General features: G+C 62.0%; 19 protein-coding genes. 5 read left to right on the top strand and 14 right to left on the bottom strand.

The window, feature by feature from the left end:
* Positions 1 to 6: 6 nt before the first annotated feature.
* Together P1U55_RS00815 and P1U55_RS00810 are read right to left on the bottom strand one after the other, a co-directional pair.
* Positions 7 to 1755, bottom strand: coding sequence for a sugar phosphorylase (locus P1U55_RS00815; protein WP_301045567.1), 1749 nt, complete (start codon positions 1753 to 1755; stop codon positions 7 to 9).
* A 144-nt stretch (positions 1756 to 1899) separates the two neighbouring features.
* Positions 1900 to 2958, bottom strand: coding sequence for a dipeptidase (locus P1U55_RS00810; protein ID WP_301045566.1), 1059 nt, complete (start codon positions 2956 to 2958; stop codon positions 1900 to 1902).
* Positions 2959 to 3073: 115 nt separating this feature from the next.
* Here P1U55_RS00810 and kdsA point away from each other — a divergent pair, with 115 nt between their 5' ends.
* The 3 genes from kdsA (at position 3074) to P1U55_RS00795 (ending at position 6314) form a co-directional block, all read left to right on the top strand.
* The gene (gene kdsA, locus P1U55_RS00805; protein ID WP_301045565.1) at positions 3074 to 3892 is read left to right on the top strand and encodes a 3-deoxy-8-phosphooctulonate synthase; all 819 of its coding nucleotides are present in this window, start codon (positions 3074 to 3076) and stop codon (positions 3890 to 3892) included.
* Between the two features lie 108 nt (positions 3893 to 4000).
* Complete coding sequence (locus P1U55_RS00800; protein ID WP_301045564.1) at positions 4001 to 5641, top strand: tetrathionate reductase family octaheme c-type cytochrome; 1641 nt, start codon at positions 4001 to 4003, stop codon at positions 5639 to 5641.
* Complete coding sequence (locus P1U55_RS00795; protein WP_301045563.1) at positions 5634 to 6314, top strand: cytochrome b/b6 domain-containing protein; 681 nt, start codon at positions 5634 to 5636, stop codon at positions 6312 to 6314. Before P1U55_RS00800 ends, P1U55_RS00795 begins: the two co-directional genes overlap by 8 nt.
* Positions 6315 to 6529: 215 nt before the next feature.
* On the opposite strand, the gene P1U55_RS00790 is transcribed toward P1U55_RS00795, so the two are convergent.
* A complete protein-coding gene (locus P1U55_RS00790) occupies positions 6530 to 7081 on the bottom strand; it encodes a carboxymuconolactone decarboxylase family protein (RefSeq protein ID WP_301045562.1) in 552 nt (183 codons plus the stop codon).
* A gap of 190 nt (positions 7082 to 7271) precedes the next feature.
* Here P1U55_RS00790 and P1U55_RS00785 point away from each other — a divergent pair, with 190 nt between their 5' ends.
* Positions 7272 to 7394, top strand: a complete 123-nt coding sequence (locus P1U55_RS00785; protein WP_301045561.1) for a hypothetical protein — start codon at positions 7272 to 7274, stop codon at positions 7392 to 7394.
* Positions 7395 to 7423: 29 nt separating this feature from the next.
* On the opposite strand, the gene P1U55_RS00780 is transcribed toward P1U55_RS00785, so the two are convergent.
* The 4 genes from P1U55_RS00780 to P1U55_RS00765 form a co-directional block, all read right to left on the bottom strand.
* Positions 7424 to 9097, bottom strand: a complete 1674-nt coding sequence (locus P1U55_RS00780; RefSeq protein WP_301045560.1) for an ABC transporter ATP-binding protein — start codon at positions 9095 to 9097, stop codon at positions 7424 to 7426.
* A 3-nt stretch (positions 9098 to 9100) separates the two neighbouring features.
* Complete coding sequence (locus P1U55_RS00775; RefSeq protein WP_301045559.1) at positions 9101 to 10165, bottom strand: ABC transporter permease; 1065 nt, start codon at positions 10163 to 10165, stop codon at positions 9101 to 9103.
* 13 nt (positions 10166 to 10178) lie between these two features.
* Entirely contained in the window at positions 10179 to 11135 is a 957-nt protein-coding gene (locus P1U55_RS00770) for an ABC transporter permease (protein ID WP_301045558.1), read from the bottom strand.
* Between the two features lie 160 nt (positions 11136 to 11295).
* Positions 11296 to 12903 (bottom strand): ABC transporter substrate-binding protein, encoded by a 1608-nt coding sequence (locus P1U55_RS00765; RefSeq protein ID WP_301045557.1) that lies wholly within the window; start codon positions 12901 to 12903, stop codon positions 11296 to 11298.
* A 331-nt stretch (positions 12904 to 13234) separates the two neighbouring features.
* On the opposite strand from P1U55_RS00765, the gene P1U55_RS00760 reads away from it, so the two are divergent.
* Positions 13235 to 14791, top strand: coding sequence for an ABC transporter substrate-binding protein (locus P1U55_RS00760; protein ID WP_301045556.1), 1557 nt, complete (start codon positions 13235 to 13237; stop codon positions 14789 to 14791).
* Positions 14792 to 14836: 45 nt separating this feature from the next.
* On the opposite strand, the gene P1U55_RS00755 is transcribed toward P1U55_RS00760, so the two are convergent.
* The 7 genes from P1U55_RS00755 to P1U55_RS00725 all read right to left on the bottom strand — a co-directional run.
* Positions 14837 to 15679 carry a hypothetical protein gene (locus P1U55_RS00755; RefSeq protein ID WP_301045555.1) on the bottom strand — a complete coding sequence of 281 codons (843 nt, stop codon included), beginning with the start codon at positions 15677 to 15679 and terminating at the stop codon, positions 14837 to 14839.
* A gap of 28 nt (positions 15680 to 15707) precedes the next feature.
* On the bottom strand, positions 15708 to 17024 hold the full coding sequence (locus P1U55_RS00750; RefSeq protein ID WP_301045554.1) for an aspartate aminotransferase family protein: 1317 nt from the start codon (positions 17022 to 17024) through the stop codon (positions 15708 to 15710).
* A 274-nt stretch (positions 17025 to 17298) separates the two neighbouring features.
* On the bottom strand, positions 17299 to 18444 hold the full coding sequence (locus P1U55_RS00745; protein ID WP_301045553.1) for an iron-containing alcohol dehydrogenase: 1146 nt from the start codon (positions 18442 to 18444) through the stop codon (positions 17299 to 17301).
* Complete coding sequence (locus tag P1U55_RS00740; protein ID WP_301045552.1) at positions 18441 to 19823, bottom strand: aldehyde dehydrogenase family protein; 1383 nt, start codon at positions 19821 to 19823, stop codon at positions 18441 to 18443. Before P1U55_RS00740 ends, P1U55_RS00745 begins: the two co-directional genes overlap by 4 nt.
* A gap of 2 nt (positions 19824 to 19825) precedes the next feature.
* A complete protein-coding gene (locus P1U55_RS00735; protein WP_301045551.1) occupies positions 19826 to 21190 on the bottom strand; it encodes a glutamine synthetase family protein in 1365 nt (454 codons plus the stop codon).
* Between the two features lie 66 nt (positions 21191 to 21256).
* Positions 21257 to 22297, bottom strand: a complete 1041-nt coding sequence (locus P1U55_RS00730) for a TRAP transporter substrate-binding protein (RefSeq protein WP_301045550.1) — start codon at positions 22295 to 22297, stop codon at positions 21257 to 21259.
* Positions 22298 to 22354: 57 nt separating this feature from the next.
* Positions 22355 to 22542 (bottom strand): TRAP transporter large permease subunit (locus P1U55_RS00725; RefSeq protein WP_301045549.1); only part of this gene is annotated, 188 nt, incomplete at its 5' end.

Below are 22542 nucleotides of genomic sequence, written 5' to 3'. Positions count from 1 at the left end.
CACCCCTCACCGGGTGTTTGAAATCCAGCGGCACTGGTAGGGCGCAAATTCGATATCGCCGCGCGCGGCGTCAATGGTTTCGCCCGAAAGCAGATCACACCACTGCGCGCCGCCAATCAGGTTGATCGACACCGCAGGCAGGCTGAGCGGCTTGTCGCTCAGGTTATGCAGCGCAAAAATAGATTGCGAGCGGTCAAGGCTTTGCCGCCACACGCCAAATACATCCTCCCCCAGTTGCAGGGTGAACTGCGTCGCGTTGGGGTGAAAGGCAGATTGCTTGATACGCACCGAAATGCGCGCCTTCAGCTGCTCCAGCACCTTGTGATGCACGCTTTCGGGGTCTTCCAGCTCGGCCCGCAGGGTGGGATAATCCCAGCGGTGGCGGTTGATCGCACGGTTGATCCCGGTCTTCTCCACCCCGTCATGGTCATTCGGGGTGCCCAGCAGGGAATGGATGTAAAACGCCGGAATCCCCTCAAGTGACAGCACAATGGTTTGCGAGCAGAGGAACCGCTCCAGCTGCCATTCATCCGGGCCGTTTACCGTGCCCTTCAACGCTTCAAAATAGGTGATGTTCAGCTCATAGGGCTTCTCGCCGCCGCCGGGCAGCGAGCGCATCGAAATGAGGCCACCATGGGCCTTCACGGCCTCGATCACCTCACCCAGATCCTCCTCCGAAAGCAGCCCCTCCACCGGGCGCATCCCAATGCCATCATGGCTGGCGGTAAAGTTGAGGTAAGCGCACCCAAGCTGCGCGGGCGGCATCGCCATCAGCCATTGGTTCAGCGCCCGCGACGTACCGGTGAGCAGCGCATGCATGATGAGCGGCGGCAGCGAGAAGTTGTAAATCGCATGGGCTTCGTTGCGGTTGCCGAAATAGCTGAGGTTTTCGGCGTTGGGCACATTGGTTTCGGTCAGCAGGATCATCGGCTCGGTGGCATAGTCAAACAGCAGCCGCATCAGCCGCACAATGGCATGGGTCTGCGGCAGGTGGATGCAATTGGTGCCGATCTCCTTCCACAGAAACGCCACCGCATCGAGCCGGATCACCCGCACGCCATTGTCGATGTGCAGGCGGATGATGCGCAGGAATTCCAGCAGCACCTCCGGGTTGGTGAAATCAAGATCCACCTGATCATGGCTGAAGGTACACCACACATGCCGCACCCCGCGCGAGGTATGCACCTCTCTCAATAGCGGCGATGTGCGCGGGCGAACAACCTGGCTCAGATCATCATGCGGCGAGGCCTCGTAGAAGAATTTGTCATAGGGTTCATGGCCTTGCAGATAATCGGTGAACCACTTTGAGTGGCTCGACACATGGTTGAGCACAAGGTCCGACATCAGCTTGAACTCATCGGCAATGCGCCCGATGTCAGGCCAGTCGCCCACCGTCGGGTTCACCACGCGGTAGTCGGTCACCGCAAACCCATCATCCGATGTGAACGGAAAGAACGGCAGGATATGCACCCCCGAGATCACGCCCCGCAGGTAGCGCGACATGAAATCATGCAGCAGGTCCAACGGCTTGTGTGATCCATCCACCAGGGAATTGGCGTAGGTGATCACAAGCGTATCCGCCTCGCTCCACAGCTTGTTGCCCGGCGTGCGCGCCCGCGAGCGCACCGAGGCCCCCTCAGGCCAAAAGGCCTTTTGCACCTCCCTGGCAATCGCATGGGCGTTGTGATCAGGATAAATCTGTTCGAGCAACGTGATGGTTTTGACGTTGACCGAAGGTGATACCGTTTTGGGCATTGCGCGCGTCCCGAAGCTTGGGGTTTCTTCTGGTAAAGCACCAAAGCCAAAGCGCCTTCAAGGCACGGGAGCCATAAAATGCCCCGCATCATGCAGCTGCCGCTTTTCTAGGCAGTTGTGGCACCGCGGCCTTGGTGCAGGCGCCTAGCTTCCCCAGGTTTTCGCCATCACCTTCAGCCAGTTGCCATGCGCCAGCTTGGCCAGCAGCACATCATCCACCCCATGCCCGCGCAGTTCATCGCGCAGCCAGTTCAGCCCGGTGCAATCGCCCATCTTCTCGGGCAACAACGCGCCGTCGAAATCCGAGCCGAAGCCCACGTGATCTTCGCCCAGAATGGCGATCAGGTGATCGAGGTGGCGCATGATCACCTCGCCCGGCACATCCGCGCGCATCGCCCCGTCTTCCCGCAGGAAAGCGGCGGCAAAGTTGATGCCCACCATGCCGCCCGTTTCGGCGATCTGGCGCAACTGGCGGTCGGTCAGGTTGCGCGCATGCGGGGTCACGGCATGGGCGTTGGAATGGGTGGCCACCAGCGGCGCATCGCTCAGCGCCGCCACATCGTCAAACCCCTTTTCGTTGAGGTGGCTCAGATCCACCATGATCTTCAGCCGGTTACACTCGGCCACCAGCCGCTTGCCCGCCTCGGTCAGCCCGGCCCCGATATCGGGCGAGGACGGATGTTTGAACGGCACCCCCTCGGCAAACACCGTTGGCCGCGACCAGACCGGCCCAAGCGAGCGCAGGCCCTGCGCATACAAGCTCTCCAGCTCCACGCAGGACTCCGATACCGCCTCGGCCCCCTCTATGTGGATCACCGCCGCCATGGTCTCGCCGTCCAGCGCCGCCTTCACCTCATCCGCATCGCGGCAAATGGTGATCGCCCCCGCCTGCTCCAGCGCATCCAGCGCGCCAAAGCCCGCCTGCACAAAATCCCAGGCCTCGTCCCGCCTGAGCGGCGCCGGGAGCGGCAGATCATAAGGCGGATTGGCCATCACTTCAAAACTCGACGCACCTTCCGAAGGGCTCGGCACGAAGATCGCAAAGAAGCCGCCGCCAAAGCCGCCCTTCCTGGCGCGCGGCAGGCAAATATGGCCGCTGTCCACGCCCTGCACAATCTCCTCGGCCGTCACCTTATGGGTGAGCAGGCGCAGCAGCAGGTCGTTGTGTCCATCAAAGAAGCGGGGGGTTGGCCAGCCAGTCATCTCGGTCCTTTCGCGGCGATTTGCGGCAAGGCTGTCACCCCATTGCGCCGGGTGCAAGCCTTCCCTCGCCGCGCATCCTGTGGCAGGGAGAGCGCAGCAACGGATGGAGGCCAGCATGGGCAGCGTGAAGATCGCAGATTTCGAGATCGCCAACGACAAGGGCCTCGCCCTCATCGCAGGCCCCTGCCAGTTGGAAAGCCATGACCACGCCCGCATGTTGGCCGAAAAGGCTGGCGCGGCGGCGGCAGCGGCTGGCCTGCCCTTCATCTTCAAAGCGAGCTATGACAAGGCCAATCGCAGCTCCCTCACCGGCAAGCGTGGCCTCGGGATTGATACCGGGCTGGAGATCCTTGCCGCCATCCGCGAAGAGTTTGGCTGCCCCGTCCTCACCGATGTCCACTCCGCCGAACAGGCCCGCCGCGCCGGTGAGGTGGTGGACGTGCTGCAAATCCCCGCCTTCCTCTGCCGCCAAACCGACCTGCTGCTTGCGGCAGGCGAGACCGGCAAGGTGGTGAACGTCAAGAAAGGCCAGTTCCTCGCCCCGTGGGACATGACCCATGTGGCCGATAAGGTCGCCTCCACCGGCAACACCCGCATCCTGCTCACCGAGCGCGGGGCCTCCTTTGGCTACAACACCCTCGTGAGCGATATGCGCGCCCTGCCGATCATGGCTGAAACCGGCTATCCCGTGGTGTTTGACGCCACCCATTCGGTGCAGCAACCGGGCGGCCATGGCACCTCCAGCGGCGGGCAGCGCGAGTTTGTCGCCACGCTGGCCTCGGCGGCGGTGGCCGTTGGGGTGGCGGCGGTGTTCATCGAAACCCACGAAGACCCCGATAACGCCCCCTCAGACGGCCCCAACATGGTGCCCATCACCGAGCTTCCTGCCCTGCTCAAGCGGTTGAAGGCGCTGGATGAGGTGGTCAAATCCTGATGCGTCACATTCAAACATTCATGCATTGATATAGATCAATCCTCCTTGCCCCCTCCCCCGCTAGGCTTTTTGCAGCCTGGACGAGTCTGCAACGTGGAGGAGCAAAGGATGAGGCCATATTCCCTATTGGGTGCTGCCGTCTTGAGCCTTGGGCTTGCCCTGCCGCTCCTCGCGCAAAGCACAGCCGAGGCCCCCGAGGCCCCGCAACTTTCAAAAAGCACCACCGATCACTCAAAACTCAAGCCGCTGCAAAAGCAGTTCACCTCCGGCCCCGAGGTCACGGCGGCCTGTATCACCTGCCACACCGAGGCCGACGATCAGGCGATGCACGCGATTCACTTCACATGGGAGTTCACCCAGCCCGAAACCGGCCAGATGCTCGGCAAGCGGCACGTCGTCAATTCCTTCTGCGGCAATGTTGCGGGCAACGAGGCGCGTTGCACCTCCTGCCACGCGGGCTATGGCTGGGAGGATATGAGCCAGCCGCCGCCCCAGCAATCCACCGCCGTTGATTGCCTCGTTTGCCATGACCGGTCTGGCCAATATACCAAAACCGCCGATGATGCGGGCTTCCCGCCGCTGGCCCCGGTGGCCAAGGGCACCAAAACCATCACCGGCGCAGATGCCTGGCCGGTTGATCTGACCAAAGCCGCGCAATCGGTAGGGATGCCGGGGCGCGACAATTGCGGCAACTGCCACTTTTACGGCGGCGGCGGCGATAACGTGAAGCACGGTGACCTCAGTTCAGCCCTCTATGAGCCCGCCCGCGAGGTGGATGTGCATATGTCCGCCGATGGCGCCAATTTCACCTGCTCCGCCTGCCACGTTGCCGACCGCCACTCATGGGCCGGCTCCCGCTACGCTGTAACCGTGTCGCGCGAGGATGCCCCCCACAAGCCCGGCGCGCCCCGCGATATCGCCAGTTGTGAAAGCTGCCATTCCAGCGATCCGCACCCGGCCTCGCTCATGGGCCTCAAGCTCAACGATCACACCGATACGCTGGCCTGCCAAAGCTGCCACATCCCCGAGTTTGCCCGCGGCGGCGTGGCCACAAAAACCTTCTGGGACTGGTCTCAGGCGGGCAAGCTGAAAGACGGCAAGCCCTACCACGAAGAGGATTTCATCCAGTCAGACGGCAAGCACCTGCACAGCTACCTCTCCACCAAAGGGGACTTCAAGTGGGAAGAGAACGCCAAGCCAATCTACGCATGGTTTGACGGGCAGGTTGAATACACCACCGCCGATCGCACCATCGACTCCACTAAAACCGTTGAGGTAAACATCCTGCACGGCGATCCCGAGGATGGCCGCTCGCGGATCTGGCCCTTCAAGCGGATGGAGGGGCGCCAGGCCTATGACAGCGAGTTGAACCGCCTCGTCTATACCCACGTCTGGGGCCCCACCACCGATACCGCCCTCTGGACCAACTTTGATTGGCCAAAGGCCATCGAGGCCGGAATGAAGGCCGCAGGCGCGGAATATTCCGGCAGCTACGACTTTGTCGATACCTATATGTACTGGCCCATCACCCATATGGTCGCCCCCGCCGAAAAGGCGCTCGAATGTGAAAGCTGCCACGCCCCCGACGGGCGGATGAGCAATCTCGCGGGCGTGTTCCTGCCGGGCACCAACCCCAACGGGCTGATTGCGATCCTCGGCAAGCTTCTGGTGCTGGCCACCCTCGCCGGGGTGCTCGCCCATATCGCGATCCGCATCTTCTCTGGCAAGAAAGGTGGCCCCGATGTCTAGGCGCTGCGTCAAGGTTTACCCCGTTTTCGAGCGGTTCTGGCACTGGACCCAGGTGCTGCTCATCACCATCCTGCTCATCACCGGCATGGGGCTGCACGGCATGCACCACCTGCTGCCCTTCGGCCCGGCGGTGATGATCCACACCATTACCGCCCTCACCCTGCTGGCGCTCTGGATCTTTGCCACTTTCTGGCTGTTCACCACCGGCACATGGAAGCAGTTCATCCCCAGGATCGAAGGCATGATCGAGGTGGCCCGGTTTTACGCATGGGGCGTGTTTCGCGGTGAGAAACACCCCTATAAAAAGCTGTTCTGGCGCAAGCATAACCCGCTTCAGGCCGCCACCTACTTTGGCCTCAAGTGGTTTGTCTTTCCGGCGATCTGGGGCACCGGCTTGCTCTACCTCGGCTATGCGCTCTGGGAAGATGCAATCGCGGACTCAAGCTGGTGGCTGTCTGTCGTCGCCAACCTCCACCTGCTCGCCGCCTATGTGATTGCGGCCTTCATCATCGTGCATGTCTACCTGCTCACAGTCGGCCACGGCTTTCGCAGCCACGTGCGCCCCATGGTCACCGGCTATGACGAGATCGAGCTGACCGCCGAGCAGGAAGCCTACCTTGAAACCAACGAACCCGAACGCCTGAGGCACGCCCGCGCCACCCCCGCCGAATAACCTTTTGGCGCAAAGCCGCAGGCAAGGCACGCAAGGCGCGTCGCGCAACCAGGGGCGCCCCATGCGGATGGCTCTTCACTGAGCAGATCAAACCCCTGCTGGCGGCACCGCGGCTAGGCATGTTGCTCAAAAGTGGGAACCGGTTTTGAGCTTCTCGACATGCGAAATCAATAAGTTAGAGCGTGTCGCGTGAATTCGAATGAACGCGACACGCCCTAGGGCGCTGGTTTGGCCGCAAGTTCCGCCTTGATCCAGTCCTCCAGCGGTGTGTCAAAACTTTGCAAAATGTATCCCAGCGTCGAGTAAAACCCGACCGTCGCGATCAAATCCATCATCCCCTCAACGCCCACCAGCGCCACCACGGCGGCTTGCGTTTCCGCGCTCAGCCGCTTGGCATCAAACAGCTCATCAACCGCGCCTGTGAGCACCGAATCATCCGCCGCCATCTCGCCCGCATCTCCCTTGATGCTGGCGATCCTCGCCTCGTCAAATCCCAGCGCCCGCGCCCGGCTCACATGATGCACCCACTCATAGGCGGCTCCCAGCCGATGCCCCGTTCGCAGGATCACAACCTCCGAAAATGCCGGCCCAAGCGCGGTGTCCTTAACCACATGCTGGCGCAGATCCGCCCAGGCGGACAGCAGCGCCGGGTGATGCGCCATTACCCTGTAAACATTGAGCTTTCCGGCAAAATCATCGCGCAGATGCATCGCCTCTTCGGGCCAGTTTTCCTGGCTGATCGGGAGCAGTTTCGGGGCATCAGACATGCGCACCTCATGGGGCTGAAAACACCGATATCTGCCCATAGTCCCGGGCCAAAAGCAAGGGCGGCAAAGAACAGTGGATAATTTTTCAAACTCGTGTCTTGATCGAAAAAGCAGAATCGCCTAACTGCGGAATTTAATGCAAGGTCACGTCACAGACCCAGTCACGTTACAGACAAAACCGGAGGCCGCCATGCTTACACGCGATGAAATGATCCGCGAAGTCCAGATGCGCAGGGGCAACTGGCCCGGTCTGCTGGCTGTTTATGCGATTCTTGTGGGCACCATGGCGATGACCGCCATGGCAATTGTCTAAGGCGCACCGCCTTCTCCTAAAACCCGCCGCTAGTTGCCGCCCGAGGATACCTCGGCGGCCTCGCCTATATTGTCCACACCACGCTCTTCCAGCAGCGAGGTCAGCCAATTCGGGTCCATCTCGGGCACCGAGCTGAGCAGCAGGTCTGTGTAGGGGTGGTGCGGCGGGGTGAACATTTCGTCCTTCGGCCCCTGCTCCACCACCTTGCCGTGCTGCATCACCACCACCTCATCGGCGATTGAGCGCACCGTCGCAAGGTCATGGGTGATGAACATATAGGCCAGCCCAAGCTCGCGTTGCAGCCGGTCCAGCAGCTTCAAAATGCCCTCGGCCACAAGCTGGTCCAGCGCGCTGGTCACCTCGTCACAGATGATAAACTCAGGCTCCGCCGCCAGGGCACGCGCAATGCCGATCCGCTGCTTCTGCCCGCCTGAAAGCTCTGGCGGGGTGCGGTTGTAGTATTGCGCGGGTTCCAGCTCGATCAGATCAAGCAGCTCATCCACCCGCTGCTTCAGCGCCTGCCCCTTGAGACCGGAGTAAAACCTTGCCGGACGGCCAATGATTTCCGAAATTTTCACCTTCGGGTTCAACGCCGTATCGGCCATCTGATAGATCATCTGCGCCTGGCGAAGCTGGTCGCGCGTGCGGTGGCGATAATCCGGCGGCAGCGCCTCTCCCTTGAACAGGATTTCCCCCTTGGAGGGCGGCAGCAGCCCGGTGATACAGCGCGCGGTGGTCGATTTGCCGGAGCCGCTTTCCCCCACCACGGCCACCGTCATGCCGGGGTAAATGTCAAAGCTCACATCATCCAGCACCTTCTCGCCCCCGGTGTAAGAGGCATCAATCCCCTTCACCGAAATCACCGGCGGGGTGCCATCGGTGGGGCGAGTTTTTTGGGGCCGCTTGAAGCTGCGCACCGCCCACAGGCTCTTGGTATAATCCTCCTGCGGGCTTTCCAGCATCTGCTCGGTCGGGGCCTGCTCCACCTCTTCGCCCTTCAGCAGCACCTTGATGGTATCGGCCATCTGCGCCACCACCGCAAGGTCATGGGTGATGTAGATCGCGGCGGTGTTGAACTGGTCCACGATATCGCGAATGGCGGCAAGCACCTCGATCTGGGTGGTCACATCCAGCGCCGTTGTCGGCTCATCAAAGATGATCAGGTCAGGCCGGCATGACATCGCCATCGCCGTCATCGCCCGCTGCAACTGCCCGCCCGATACCTGGTGCGGATAGCGAAAGCCAATCTCCTGCGGGTTGGGCAGGCGCAGCCGCTGGTAAAGCTCAATCGCGTCTTCCTGCGCCTCCATCCGCTTCTTGATGCGGTAATGCACCGGCGCCTCAACGTGCTGGTCAATCAGCTTGTGCGCCGGGTTGAAGGAGGCCGCCGCCGATTGCGCTACATAGGCAATGCGCGAGCCGCGCAGCGCCCGCCTGTCGGCTTCCGAAGCGGTGGTCAGCTCCATCCCGTCAAACTCGATCGAGCCGTCCGAAATGCGCGTACCGTCGCGGGCATAACCCATGGCCGCCGCGCCGATGGTCGATTTGCCCGCGCCGCTCTCGCCGATCAGGCCCAGCACCTCGCCCCGGTGCAATGTCAGATCAACGCCCTTGATGATCGGCACCCACTCCTCTTCGGAATAGCCCTCGATCTTGAGGTCCTTGATCTCCAACAGGATGTCGGATTTGCGAAATCTAGCCATAGTCTATTGCTCCTTCAGGCCGGACGAGCGGAACAGCATCCAGTCGACCACGAAGTTGACCGCAACCGTCAGCAGCGCAATGGCAGCAGCCGGGATAAGCGGTGTGATGTCCCCAAACGAGATCAGCGTTGCGTTTTCGCGCACCATCGAGCCCCAGTCCGCCGTGGGGGGCTGAATGCCAAGCCCAAGGAACGACAGGCCCGCGATGAGCAGGAACACAAAGCAAAACTCCAGCCCGAATTCCGCGATCATCGGCGCGGTGGCATTGGGCAGGATTTCGCGGCGCACAAGGTACATATCCCCCTCGCCACGCAGCTTGGCGGCTTCGATGTAATCCATCACCACGATGTTGCCCGCAACCGCGCGTGTCAGGCGGAACACCCGCGGGCTGTAGATCACCGCGACCACGATCACGATCACCGCCAGATTGGTGCCAAGGATCGACAGCATCAGCAGCGCAAAGATCAGCGACGGGATCGACATGATCACATCCGCCAACCGGCCCATGATCTGGTCAAACCACCCGCCTTTTACCGCCGCCAGCAGGCCCGCCATGGCCCCCATCACGAAGGCCAGCACGGTGGCCAAAAGCGCCAGCCCCACCGTGTTGCGCGCGCCGTAGATCAGCCGCGAGAACACGTCTCGCCCAAGCTGGTCAGCGCCCAGCAGCATGTTGGCGTCTGCCGGTGCAAAGGCCGATGAAATCACCTCGGCCTCGCCATGCGGCGCGATCCAGCCTGCGAAAATTCCGGCAATGGCATAGGTGAAGATCACAAACATCCCGAAGGCCGCCGTCAGCGGAGCGGTGCGCAGCTCACGGGCCAGGTTTGGCCCCGAGATGTTCACCAGGAACTCGCGGAACGCGTAGGAAATCCCGGCGGCCAGCGCCAGAATTCCCACCAAAATGGTGATGGTGCGCAACGCGCCCGCGCCCCCGATGATCCCCACCAGAAACGAGATGAGGGTGAGCGAGAAGATCCCCATGAAGATCGACCGCTTGCCAAGGTAGGCCGCCAGGCAGGAGGCCGCGATAAGAACGGCGTAATAGCCGGTGACAAAAAGGCTCATGTGCTCGCCCCCCTCACTTTGGATGCCGCAAGCGCGGATTGGTGAGGATCGCCCCCACATCCGCCGCGAGGTTCAGCAAGATGAATGTCGCCGCGAAGATCAGGCAACAGGCCTGCACAATCGGGAAATCGCGCTTTGAGACGGCATCCACCAGAAGCTGGCCAATGCCGGGATAAACGAACACCACTTCCACCAGCACCACCCCGGTGATGAGATAGGCAAGGTTCAGCGCCACCACGTTGATGATCGGCGCCCAGGCGTTTGGCAGGGCGTGATGCACAATCACCTTCCACGGCGGCGTGCCCTTGAGGCGCGCCATCTCGATATAGGGCGAGGCCAGCAGGTTGATGATCGCCGCGCGGGTCATCCGCATCATATGCGCCGTCACCACCAGCACCAGCGTGAGCGCGGGCAGGAAGGTGCGGTGCAGCAGCTCCAGCAGGCTCATGTCGCCGGTGAGCGAGGCAATCGCCGGAAAGGCCTTGGCCTTCACCGCAAGGTAGAGGATCAGGATGTAGCCAAGGAAAAATTCGGGAGAGGAGATCGAGGTGAGGGTCAGCACGTTGGCCACCCGGTCAAACAGCGTGTTGCGCAGCAAGGCCACCAGAATGCCAAGGAAAATCGCCAGCGGCACTGCCAGCACGGCGGCATAGGCGGCAAGGAACAGCGTGTTGATGAACCGCCCGGTGATTGCCTCGCTCACCCGCTCGCCCGAAATCAGCGATACGCCAAAATCCCCTTGGATCGCGCCGAACAGCCACTCGAAGTATCGCACCGGCGCTGGCCGATCCAGGCCAAGCTGGTCGCGCATCGCGGCCACGGTTTCTTCGGTCGCGCCCTGGCCCAGCACCGCCTCGGCCACGTCACCGGGCAACAGCTCGACAGCGAAGAAGATGAGCACCGATACCACAAGCAAGGTTATCAGCCCAAAGCCCAATCGCTTCAGCACGAGCCCTGTTAAGTCCCCCATTGGTCCCTCCGATCATGGGTTGCCACGTGCCCCATTGGCTTTGGAGGTCGCGGCAGGTGTCTCTGGCCCCGGCGCTTTTGCACGCCTGTTTTGCTCTGGGGCAGAGACGATGGCGGCCCGGCACGCCATCCGCGCCGGACCCTCTCGTTTTTATGGCCGATCAGGCGTTGAACCACCAGCGGCTTGCCGCCCGTGCGCCATCGCATTCCCAGCTTGCAGCCAGGTTTTCGGGCGTACCCACGTTGGCGCGGTTGGCATAAACGAAGTTGTTGAAGAACGGGATCACCGTGCCGCCGTCGTCCTTGCCCAAAATCGCCATCTCGCGGTACATCTCGGCGCGAAGGCCTTGATCCAGCTCGGATTTCGCCTGAAGCAGCAGCTCGTTGAAACGCTCGTTCTGCCAGTGGCTCTCGTTCCACGCGGCGTCGCTCTTGTAGGCCAGCGTATACATCACGTCCGGCGTCGGGCGTGCGCCCCAGCTTACAAGGCACCAGGGCTTCTTGAGCCACACGTCCGAATAGTAGCCATCGTTGGGCTCGCGCACGACGTTGATGTTGATCCCCGCCGCCTTGGCCTGTTCGGCGTAAAGCACCGCCATATCAACCGCCCCGGCATAAACGCTGTCCGCCACGCTCAGGTTCACCGAAACGCCCTCGGCGCCGGCTTTCTTCAGCAGGCTCTTGGCCTGATCGGGATCGTATTCGCGCTGCTCAATCCCCTCGGGCCAGTAAGGCTGCGCGGGCGAATGGTGAAAATCGTTGCCCTTGGTGGCCGCGCCAAAGGCGATCTTCTCGATGATCTCGTCGCGGTTCATCGCCAGCTTCATCGCGTTGCGCACGTCTACATTGTCAAACGGCGCAACGTCACACATCATCGGCAGGGTAATCGCGCCCGCCGAGGGGACGTTGTGGATGGTGATGTTGGGATCACGCTGCATCAGCGCCATGGTCTTCAGCTCAATCAGCGAAACCGCGTCCACATCGCCCGTTACAAGCGCGGTCTGGCGCGCGTTGGGGTCGTTCAGAGTGAGCAGTTCGACCTTGTCGAAATACGCCCCCTCCCGGTGCCAGCCATCATGGCGCGACAGGCTGAACTGCACACCAAACTCGCCATTGTCGATCTTGTAAGGGCCAGAGCCATCGCCGGATTTCCAGTCAATCGTGCCATCTTCATTGGCCGGGCAAATCGCGAGGTGGTAGTCGGTCATCAACCACGGGAAGTCGGCATTGCCGCCGGTCAGCGCCACCTTCACGGTGTGCTCGCCTTCAGCGGTGACCTCGGTCACATCCGTCAGCAGCGCCTTGGCCGCCGAGGTGGTGGCCTCGCCACGGTGATGGTTGATCGAGGCAACCACGTCTTTCGCCGTCACCGGCTTGCCGCTGTGGAAGCTCGCATTCGGGGTAATCTCGAAGGTCCACTCCGAGGCATCCTCCGAGGCGGTCCAGCTATCCGCAAGGTCCGGGCCAAGCGAGCCGTCACCCTCGATCATCGTCAGATAGGAGCGGTGGGTGTGGGCGAGGAAAATCATCGTCCGCGTCACGTAGGTGCCCGGATCATGGGTGTCGCCGGTGTTGCCGTCATGCAGGCCCCAGCGGAAGGTGCCGCCACTCTTGGGTTGGGCGGCGGCCTTGGTGGTCCAAAGGCCGGTCGCGGTGGTGGCTGTCAGGCCCGCAGCAGCAGCGGTGTTAAGAAAATTACGGCGCGAAATCCGGCCCGTGCGGGCGGCTTGGCCAATTTTGTTGAGCAATGACTTGTCTGTTTTCGACATTGTGTCTCCCTGGGAGGCGTTGGTGTTGACCGCAAAATAAATCGGGTCGTCTTGCGCTGCCCGGAACCCTCCCCCAAGGGCCGCGCATCTGGTGTCTGCCTTTAGCAAAGCATGAAGAGCCTTGTTATTCTACCCGTCCTTCACAAAAAGATCATACCCTCCGGTGCATCTGTCAGGTAGAGTCAGCAGCGATGCTCCCCCTAAACCGGAGACGCACCAGCACTCGCTCTCTAGGTAGGGCGCTCTGAAAATAGTCAAAAAACGACATGCCCCACCCCCGAGTCGCCCCATGCGATGCAGGAAGACAGGCAGGCACCACGGAGGATATTTGATGTCTATCACCACAACTCGCCGCAACGTTCTGATGGGTGGCGCGGCTCTTGGCGGCCTTGCTGCCACCGGTCTTGGCCTTGCCCCCCGTCCGGCCCGCGCCCAGCAAAAGCGCGGCGGCACCTTCCGCGCCGCCAAGGGTCACGGCAGCACCACCGATACCCTTGATCCCGCCACATGGGACAACGGTTTCGTCATCGGACTCGCCTACGGTATGCACGGTTACCTGACCGGTTTCGCCACCGATGGCTCGATCGAGCCGATGATCGCCGAAAGCTGGGAGGCCAACGAAGGCGCAGACACATGGCGCTTCAAGATCCGCTCCGGCGCAACTTTCCACGATGGCCGCGCGATCACGCCCGAAGCCGTTGTCGCCTCGCTCAACTACCACCGCGGGGATGATACCACCTCAGCCGCCAAGCCGCTGCTCGCCGCCATCGTCGATATCTCCATCGAGGGCGATACCGTGGTGTTCAAGCTGGAGTCCGGCAACGCCGATTTCCCCGCCGCCTTCACCGATTACCACCTTGTCATCCTGCCCGAAGGCGATGATCGCGGCATTGATTGGCGCTCCGGCGTTGGGTGCGGTGCCTATAAGCTGGTAGAGTTCGAGCCGGGCGTCGTGGCCCGCCTGGCCCGCTTCGAGGATGATTACAACCAGGATCGCGGCTACTTTGCCGAGATCGAGATGCTCTCGGTCGTCGATCTCAACGCCCGCACCACGGCGCTGATCTCGGGCGATGTGAATGCGATCGACAAGCTCGACCTCAAAACCGTAAGCCTGCTGGCGCGCAACGCCGATCTCAATATCCACTCGGTCGCCGGCAACCAACACTACACATTTGCGATGTCCTGCAAAACCGATCCCTTCACCGATGTAAACGTCCGCCGCGCGCTCAAATACGGGGTCAACCGCGAAGAGCTGGTCGAGAAAATCCTGTTCGGCTACGGCTCCGTCGGCAACGACCACCCCATCGGGCGCGGCCAGCTCTATTTCAACTCCGAAATGGAACAAACCACCTATGACCCGGACAAGGCCAGGTTCTACCTCAAGGAAGCCGGGCTTGATGCCCTGTCGGTGCGCCTTTCCGCCGCCGATGCCGCCTACCCCGGCGCGGTTGACGCCGCGCAGTTGTTCCAGGCCTCCGCAGGGGCCGCCGGGATCACCCTTGATGTGAACCGCGTGCCCAATGATGGCTACTGGTCCGATGTCTGGCTGAAAGACCCCTTCTGCGCCGTTTACTGGGGTGGCCGCCCGACCGAGGATGCAATGTTCACCACCGCCTATGCCTCTGGCGCCGCCTGGAACGATACCTACTGGGAGAACGCGCGCTTCAACGAACTGCTGCTGAGTGCTCGCGCCGAGCTGGATACCGACAAGCGCCGCGCGATGTATTACGAAATGCAGGTGCTGCTCAATGAAGATGGCGGCGCGATCATCCCGATGTTCGCCAATTACGTCTTCGCCACCGGCCCCGGCATTGTCACCGGCAATGACTTCTCGTCGCACTGGGATATGGACGGCGAGCGCTGGATGGAGCGTTGGTCCTTCGCCTGATCGGCCTTCGGGGGCGCGGTGGCTTTCGCCGCGCCTCCAACCTTTTTAGCGGCTCAGCCGCAACAGCATCGCGCCCGCCAGCGTCATCGCGGTTGAAAGCACCTTGCCAAGGCTCAGCCGCTCGCCCATCGCGATCACCCCGATGAGCAGCGCAAAGATGATCGAGGTTTCCCTGAGCGCTGTAACAAGCGCAATCGGCGCTTGGGTAAAGGCCCAGACCACCAGCGCATAAGCCGCAAACGAGGCCCCGCCGCCAAGGATGATCGGGCCCGGCAGGGCAATCGCCCGGCGCATCAGGCCGGGGCGCGCAACCCCCGCAATGGCGGCAAATCCAACCGCATTCAGCACCGCAAGCGGGCCGTAAAAGCCAAGCGAGGTGCCCGCAATCCGCGCGCCCTGCCCGTCCACCAGCGAATAGGCGGCAATGAACATCCCCGTCACCACCGCCAGCCCCGCCGCCTTGCCCTGAAACGCCCCGTCACCGCGCCGCACAAGGCTGATCGAGGCAATGCCAACGCAGATCAGTGCCAGCCCCTGAAGCTCGATCAGGGTAAAGCTGGCCCCAAGAAACGCCACCGAAACCAGCCCCACGATCAGCGGCGAAACGCCCCGCGCAATCGGGTAAACCTGCGTCAGATCGCCAAAGCGATAAGCCTGCATCAGGAAAAGCTGATAGCCCAGATGCAGCGCCACCCCGGCCAGCAGCCACGGCCAGCACGCCAGATCGGGCATGGTGGTGACAGGCAACAACAGCCCCCCGGAAAGCCCCTGGCCCAGCACCACCGCGCCCATCGCGGCACCCTTGTCGGCCCCGCCCTTCACCAGCGCGTTCCACACCGCGTGCAGCAGGGCGGCAAGGATCACCACCGCAAAGACCGTGCCGCTCATCGCGCACCGCCTATGGTGCGCCGCGCCCTCACTCCAGCGCGTCCAGCACGTCGCGCAGCTTGCCCAAAAGCTCGTCAATCTGCGCCTTTTCGATAATCAGCGGCGGCGACATGGCAATGATATCGCCCGTCGTGCGGATCAGGATGCCCTTCTCATAAGCCGCAAGGAAAGCCGCGAAAGCCCGCTTGGTGGGCGCGCCCTCGATCGGCTCCAGCTCCACCGCGCCAATCAGCCCCTCGTTGCGAATGTCGATCACATGGCGCGCATCTTTCAGCGCGTGCAGCCCCTCTTCCCAATAGGGCGCAAGCTCGGCGGCGCGCTCAAAAAGCCCCTCCTCGCGGTAGGTGTCGAGCGTCGCAATCCCGGCGGCGGCGGCAATCGGATTGCCCGAATAGGTGTAGCCATGGAACAGCTCGATCAGGTGCTCCGGCCCCTGCATGAAGGCATCATGTATCGCTCCGCTGGCAAAAACCGCGCCCATCGGGATCACCCCGTTGGTCAGCCCCTTGGCGGTGGTCATCAGGTCCGGCTGCACCCCGTAATGCTGCGCCGCAAAGGCGCTGCCAAGGCGGCCAAACCCGGTGATCACCTCGTCGAAAATCAGCAGGATGCCGTGCTTGCGGGTGATCTCGCGCAGCTTTTCCAGGTAGCCCTTTGGCGGCACCAGCACCCCGGTTGAGCCTGCCACCGGCTCCACGATCACCGCGGCAATGGTTTCGGCGCCATGCAGGGTCACGATCCGCTCAAGTTCATCGGCCAGATTGGCCCCATGCTCGGGCTGGCCCTTCGACCATGCGTTCTCGGCCAGATGGGTGTGGGGCATGTGATCAACCCCGGTGAGCAGGCTGCCAAAAACCTTGCGGTTGTTCACAATGCCGCCCACCGAAATGCCGCCAAAGTTCACCCCATGGTAGCCCCGTTCGCGGCCAATCAGCCGGGTGCGCTGCCCCTCGCCACGGGCGCGATGATAGGCCAGCGCGATCTTCAGCGCGGTCTCCACACTCTCGGAGCCGGAGTTGGTGTAAAACACATGGTCCATCCCCTCGGGCGCAATATCCACCAGCCGGTTGGCCAGCTCAAAGGCAATCGGATGGCCCATCTGGAAGGCCGGGGCATAGTCCATCTCGGCCACCTGCCGCTGCACCGCCTCGGTAATCTTTGGGCGGCAATGGCCCGCGTTGCAGCACCACAGCCCCGCCGTGCCATCCAGCACCTCGCGCCCATCGGAGGTCGTGTAATGCATGTCTTTCGCGCCCACGAGCATCCGTGGGTTTTGCTTGAACTGGCGGTTCGCCGTGAACGGCATCCAGAAGGCGCTAAGATCGTTGGGTTGGTGGACGTTCATGCCGTGGCTCCTGTTGCTATTAAAAATGCGCGCCGCGCAGTCCCCCCAACCCTTGCGCCAAACACCCTTCCGGGTCCAGCCCCGGAGTTGACCATTTGGTCAGAATCGGCGTCTTCCCCCGGCACGCGGCCCGCCCCCGCACGGTGCATTAAGTTAATGCGCCCCATGTCGGATGACATGCGCATGGGTTGTGCATCCCTTGTGCATGGGGTGTGGCCCAATGCTTTTTGCGGTTAACGGCCGGAAATTAACCTTTCCGGCCGCTCTCGGCAGCTCAGATAACCGCCTCGAAAAGCGCGGTCACATTAGCCTCGGTCAGCGGCACCGGGTTGCCCCCGCAAGAGGGATCTTCCAGCGCCATTGCCGTAAGCTCCGGGATCCGGTCCCCGGTCACGCCCATCTGTGAAAGCCTGCGCGGGATGCCAAGCAAGTCATTGAACTTCTGCACAAAACCGCGAAACCCATCATACCCGCCGTCAATCCCCAGATAGCCCGCCGCGCGGTCAAACCGCTCGCGAATGATGGGTTCGTTAAGGTCCAGAACCGCTGGCATACACACCGCATTGGTGGTGCCGTGATGGGTGCCGAAAACCGCGCCAATCGGGTGCGAAAGCGCATGAATCGCCCCCAAACCCTTCTGAAACGCCGTCGCCCCCATCGCCGCCGCCGACATCATGTTCGCCCGCGCTTCAATGTCACTCCCATCCTCGTAAGCCCTTGGAAGATAATCAATAACCAGCCGCATCCCCTCCAGCGAAATGCCCTGGCTCATGGGGTGGTAATGCGGGCTAGAGAAGGCTTCGACGCAATGCGCAAAGGCATCCAACCCGGTGCCAGCGGTGATGTGCTTTGGCATCCCCACGGTAAGTTCCGGGTCACAAATCACCACCGACGGCAGCACCTTGGGGTGAAAAATGATCTTCTTTACATGGGTTTGCGAGTTGGTGATCACACTCGCACGCCCCACCTCACTGCCGGTTCCGGCGGTGGTGGGCACGGCGATGATCGGCGCAATCGCCTCCGCATCCGCCCGCGTCCACCAGTCTCCGACATCCTCAAAATCCCATACCGGCCGGCTCTGCCCCGCCATGAAAGCAACCATCTTTCCAAGGTCCAGACCAGAGCCGCCGCCAAAGGCGATCACCCCGTCGTGCCCGCCCTCGCGGTACACCTTCAGCCCCTCTTCGAGGTTGATCTCATTGGGGTTCGGGTCCACCTCGGCAAACAGCCCCCGCCCCAGCCCGGCAGCATCCAGAATGTCCAGCGCGGCGGTGGTAATCTCCATCGATTTCAGCCCCTTGTCCGTCACCAGCAGGGGGTTCGTGATGCCCGAGGCAATGCAGGCTTCAGGCAATTCAGCGAGCCGCCCGGCACCAAATCGAATGGCGGTCGGGTAGGACCAATTTCCAGTCAGGCTCATTTCGTGACCTTCTTCAGATGGTAGCTCTTGGGGCGCGTGAGGTTCTGGTAGCCAATGGCCGAAAGCCCCCCCCCGCGCCCGGTGTCCTTGCAGCCGGTCCAGCACAGACCGGGATCAAGATAATCCGCACGGTTCATGAAAACGGTGCCCGTTTCCAGCGCATCGCCAATCCGCGCCGCGCGATCCAAATCGGTGGTCCACAGGCTCGCGGTGAGGCCATAGCGGCTATCATTTATTAACCTGATGGCCTCATCATCCCCCGAAACCGGCATGATCCCGACTACGGGGCCAAAACTTTCCTCGCGCATCACCTCCATCTGGTGATTGACCCCGGTCAGCACCTGCGGCGTGAGGTATGCGCCGCCATCATCCGCCGGATCAAGCGGGATATGCGCCGTAGCGCCCGCCTTCACGGCGGCGTCGATCTGGCCGCGCACCGCCTCGGCAAAGCGCACGTTGGCCATCGGCCCCAATGTGGTGTTCGGGTCGAAAGGATCGCCTAGTTTCAAGGCCTTGGCAAAGGCGACGGCCTTCTCGACGAAGGCATCATACAGGCTGTCATGCACATAAATGCGCTCGATCCCGCAGCAGCATTGCCCGGCGTTGAACAGCGCGCCATCCATCAGCGTATCAACCGCTGCGTCAAGGTCGGCGTCTTCCATCACATAGCCCGGATCCTTGCCGCCAAGCTCGGTGGAAACCGGCACAAAGGTGCCCGCAGCCGCTTGCTCCATCGCCTTGCCACCGCCCACAGAGCCGGTGAAGTTGATGAAGTCGAACGCCCGGTCGCGGATCAGCGCGTCGGTTGTATCGTGGCTGAGGAACAAGTTTTGAAACACCTCCTGCGGCACCCCGGCCTCGTGGAAAGCCCGCGCCATCCGCTCGCCCACCAGCAGGGTTTGCGTGGCATGTTTCAGCACCACCGTATTGCCCGCAATCAGCGCAGGGGCCACGGTGTTAATCGCTGTCATATAAGGGTAATTCCACGGCGCGACGACAAAGACCACGCCCCAGGGAACGCGCCGGATGTAACGTTTGAAGGTATCATCCTCGCCCACCTCGATATCGGCCAGCGCGCTCTCGGCGATGCTGGCCATATAGGTGCCGCGCTCCTCAAAGCCGCCAAACTCGCCGCCATAGCGCACCGGGCGGCCCATCATGCGGGCCAGTTCGGGGACGACCTCATCGTTCATCTCGCCGACCCGCGCGATGCCCGCCAGCACCAGCTTGATCCGCTCGGCCAGCGGCCGTGCCGCCCACGCAGGCTGGGCCGCGCGCGCCTGCGCAACCGCCTCTTTCGCTTCAGCCACCGTTAGCGCGGGGCGCTCGGCAAAGACCGTTCCATCAATCGGTGAGATGCATTTCAACACGTCAGCCATGCTCAGGCCCTTTCAAATCCACGTTCAATTTCCCAGTCCGTCACGGCCCGGTCGAATTCTTCCTGCTCCCATTCGGCGGCGCGGGTGTAGTGGTCCACCACCTCATCGCTGAAAGCGCGGCGCAGCATATCGGAGCTTTTGAGCGTGACCATCGCATCCCTCAAGGTGCGTGGCACCTCGCTCGCCTCTCCGTCGCCATAGGCGTCCCCGGTGACAGGCGGGGCAAGCTCCAGCCCTTCCTCGATCCCGGCGATTCCTGCGGCCAGCAGCGCGGCCTGGGCGAGGTAGGGGTTCAGGTCAGACCCGCCGATGCGGCACTCCATCCGAACCCCCTTGCTGCCCTCACCGCAAAGCCGAAAGCCTGCGGTGCGATTGTCGACCGACCACACGGTTTTGGTCGGGGCAAAGGTGCCCGCCGCGAAGCGCTTGTAAGAGTTGACGTAGGGCGCAAGGAAGAAGGTGATATCGGGCGCGTATTTCAGCAAACCGGCACTAAAGCTGCGGCCAAGCGCCGAAAGGCCGTGCTCTGCATCCGCGTCGTAAAACGCCGCCTCACCGCCCTGCCAGAGGGACATATGCACATGGCTGGAAGAGCCAACGCTGCCCGCCGAAAGCTTGGGCAGGAAGGTGGCCGAAACGCCATTGGCCCAGGCAATCTCTTTGGTGGCATGTTTGGCAATCGTGTGGTGATCGGCGCATTCCAGCGGCCCGGCGTAGCGGATGTTCAGCTCCTGCTGGCCCTGTTCGGCCTCGCCCTTGGTGTTTTCAACCGGCACGCCCGCGCCGATCAGGTGGTTGCGCAGCGGGCGCAGGATCGCCTCTTCCTTGGTGGTCTGGAACAGGTTGTAATCTTCGTTGTGCCCGTTCAGCGGGGTGAGGGCACGGTAGCCCTCTTTCTGGTTAGTGCGATAGTCTTTCTCGTACAAGAAAAACTCCAGCTCGGTCGCCATTGCGGCCTGATAACCCAGCTTTTCAAGCCGGGCGACCTGCGCTTGCAACATGGCGCGGGGCGCGTGGGCGATTGGCGCGTGGTGGTGATGATCGAGGACATCGCAAAGCACCATCGCGGTGCCGTCCAGCCACGGCACCCGCCGCAACGTGCTGATATCGGGGCGCATTACATAATCGCCGTAGCCCGCCTGCCAGCTTGTTGCAGCGTAGCCATCGGGCGTGCTCATCACGAGGTCGGTTGCCAGCAGATAGTTGCAGCAGTGAGTTTCCTCGATGCTGTGCTTAAGGAAATTGCTGACGTGAAAGCGCTTGCCCATCAGCCGCCCCTGCATATCAACCAGGGCCACCAGAACGGTGTCGACCTCGCCGCTGGCGGCCAATTCCTTGAGGGTATCGAGCGTGAGATTGCCGGGCATGTCGCTTCTCCTGTCATGGCAAAGGGCGGCCCGGTGTGGGGCCACCCTGATCTTGTGGTCGTCAGTTTAGCCGTTGGTGTAGGGCGGGCCAGCCTTGTTGATGGTCTGGTTATACTCGCGGAAGATGCCAACGACTTTTTCGTGCACCTCGCCCTCTTCTGCGATCTCATCCCAGAACTTCACAGCGGCCTCTTCCACCACGGCCCATTCTTCGGCGGGAACGGTGCGCAGCTCAAGCTTTTCGCCGGTGGCCCGCAAACGGGCTTCGCCGCCCCAGTACCACTGGTTACGGTAGGTATGGCCCGCCTCGATTGCCGCCATCACGAGCGATTGCAGATGCTCGGGCAGTTCGGCCCAGCGCTCCTGGTTCACAAAGAACGAGCCGATCCAGGCGCCCGAGATGTTGTTGGTCAGGAAGTAGTCGGTCACATCCGCCCAGCCCACGGTGTAATCCTCGGTGATGCCCGACCAGCTCATGCCGTCCAGCTCGCCGGTTTGCACGGCAACCTCAGCATCCTCATAAGGAATGTTGACCGATACCACGCCAAACTGCGCCAGGAAGCGCCCGGCGGTGGGGAAGGTATAAAGCTTCAGCCCGTCCAGATCATCGACCGAGGTGATCTCTTTCTTGGTGTTGAAGTTACACGGGTCCTGCCCGGCGGCAGAGAGCCATTTCACCCCTACCTTGGCGTATTCCTCCTCCCAGATCTCCTTCAGACCATACTGGTTGAACAGCACCGGCACATCGAGGATGTGCTTGGTCGCAAAGGGAAAATACCCCCCGAACTGGCGCAGGGGCGTGGGCGAGGCCATGCTGTCATCATCCGAATGAACCCCATCAATGGTGCCGCGCTGGAGCGCCTGAAACAGCTCGCCAGTGGGCACGATCTGGTCGGCGTAAAACAGCTCGATCTCAAGCTGCCCTTCGGCGGCCTTGTTGATGTAGTCGATGATCGGCTTGGTCACATGCTCGCCCAGCGCCGCGCCGGCGTAGGTTTGAAAGCGCCATTTGATCGTGTCCTGCGCCTTGAGAATGGACGGCGCCGCCAGCGTGGCCGGGGCGGCCAGTGCCGCGCCCTTGAGGAATGTGCGTCTTGAAGTCGTCATTTTGGTCTCTCCATTGGTTCAGGTCTCGCGGAGCGGTTCATCCGCCCTCTTTTCATCTCATTTTCCGTAAACAAGGTCGGGCAGCCAAAGCGCGATTTCGGGGAACGCCATGACCAGCACCAGCGCACCGATCATCACAAAGACAAAGGGCACGATAGAGCGGTAAATGTCCTTCAGCCCAATCTCCGGCGGCGCCATTGCGCGCATCAGAAACAGGTTATAGCCGAACGGCGGTGTCATATAGG

This window comes from Vannielia sp. (assembly GCF_029212645.1).
Taxonomy (GTDB): domain Bacteria; phylum Pseudomonadota; class Alphaproteobacteria; order Rhodobacterales; family Rhodobacteraceae; genus Vannielia.
The sequence above is the reverse complement of the archived record's forward strand: the minus strand, read 5'-3'. Positions and strand labels throughout refer to the sequence as shown.